The organism is Kitasatospora sp. NPDC093558 (assembly GCF_040683475.1).
In the GTDB taxonomy this organism is placed as follows: Bacteria; Actinomycetota; Actinomycetes; order Streptomycetales; family Streptomycetaceae; genus Kitasatospora.
This window is the reverse complement of sequence record NZ_JBFBDY010001171.1, coordinates 1-1,403: the sequence shown is the minus strand read 5'-3', so window position 1 is coordinate 1,403 and position 1,403 is coordinate 1. Positions and strand designations below refer to the sequence as shown.

Sequence of the window (1,403 nt, the reverse complement as noted above, 5' to 3'; positions counted from 1 at the left end):
CCTCGCTGATGGCGCCGATGGCCGACCCGCGCAACTGCGACTTCATCTTCGGCTTCTCCGAGACCCTGGCCGCCTCGGCCGACGGCGAGGACCCGTTCCGCATCTCCGAGGGGGCCGTGCCGGTCGCCAAGGGCGAGAGCGTGAGCGAGCAGATCCCGGGCGGCGCCGCCTGGAACATGGGCGTCGCGCCGTCGGGCGAGGTCAGCGGCATGGTCCAGTACAACCCGGAGGAGTTCGACGGGGAGACGGTGGCCGGCTGGGTGGCCGCGTACCGGCGGATCGTGCTGGCCGTCCTCGCCGACCCGGAGCGCGACTGGCGCACCCTCTGACGCTGCGCGCGCCGACATGTTTGCGGAACCCCCACACGAGAGGTGTTTCCCATGACGTCCTACACACTCGAACCGCTGGGCCCCGTCTTCGGCGCCCGCATCACCGGCATCGACCTGCGCGAGGAGGTCGGCCGGGAGACCGCCGACCGGATCCTCGACGACCTCGTGCGCCACCGCGTGCTCGTCCTGCCGGGCCAGGATCTCGGCCACGCCGACCACGTCCGCTTCAGCCGCCTGTTCGGCCCGCTGGACGTCTACCCCGTCGCCCGGTACGTCGTGCCGGAGCACCCCGAGGTGCTGAAGATCAGCAACATCTTCGAGGACGGCGAGCCGATCGGCCTCTACGACGGCGACGACCAGGAGGAGTGGCACACCGACTACTCCTGGCGCGAGGTCATGAGCCGCGCGTCGCTGCTGTACTCGGCGATCGCCCCGGAGGAGGGCGGCGACACGATCTTCGCGGACAGCACGACGGCCTACGACGAGCTGCCCGTGGAGGTCCGGGAGCGGATCGACGGTCTGAAGGCCGTCCACTCCATGACGTACCTCGTCGACCAGGAGCTCCTCACCAATCCACACAAGAAGCCGCTCTCCGCCGAGGAGCGCGAGCGCACCCCGGACGTCGCGCAGCCGATCGTGCGCCGCCACCCGGTGACCGGGCGCAGCTCGCTCCTGCTCGGGAGCATGATCATCAGCGGGGTCGTGGGGCTCGGCGAGAAGGAGGGCGCCGAGCTGCTGGACGACCTGCACGCGCACGCCACCAAGGAGCGCTACCTCTACCGCCACCGCTGGAACGTCGGCGACCTGGTGATCTGGGACAACGACGCGACCATGCACACCCGCACCCCGTGCGACAGCCGCTACCACCACCGGCTGCTCTACCGCACGACGGTGATGTGACGGCCGGTCCGTAAATCGCGTAGCCACTTCCGCGCGATCCGTGCGGACAGAACACTTCGCAAACGAACCTGGACCGCATTCTGGAAGATGCGGTCAGCCCGACCTGCCCCGGGATAATTCCCGGGGAGGGAAAACCCAGGAGGAATAGATGTCCGGGGCCATTTCTGAGAGCAT

Annotated in this window: 1 protein-coding gene and 1 pseudogene; both read left to right on the top strand. The window is 69.1% G+C overall.

Annotation, left to right across the window (positions count from 1 at the left end; translation table 11 throughout):
• Positions 1-329: pseudogene (locus tag AB0O00_RS39495) on the top strand (hypothetical protein); the annotation flags it as partial.
• A gap of 51 nt (positions 330-380) precedes the next feature.
• Positions 381-1,229, top strand: a complete 849-nt coding sequence (locus AB0O00_RS39490; RefSeq protein WP_363659496.1) for a TauD/TfdA family dioxygenase — start codon at positions 381-383, stop codon at positions 1,227-1,229.
• Positions 1,230-1,403: the final 174 nt, after the last annotated feature.

Coding starts and splice junctions, on each gene's coding strand:
- AB0O00_RS39490 (WP_363659496.1), top strand. CDS start 381: ATGACGTCCTACACACTCGAACCGCTGGGCCCCGTCTTCGGCGCCCGC.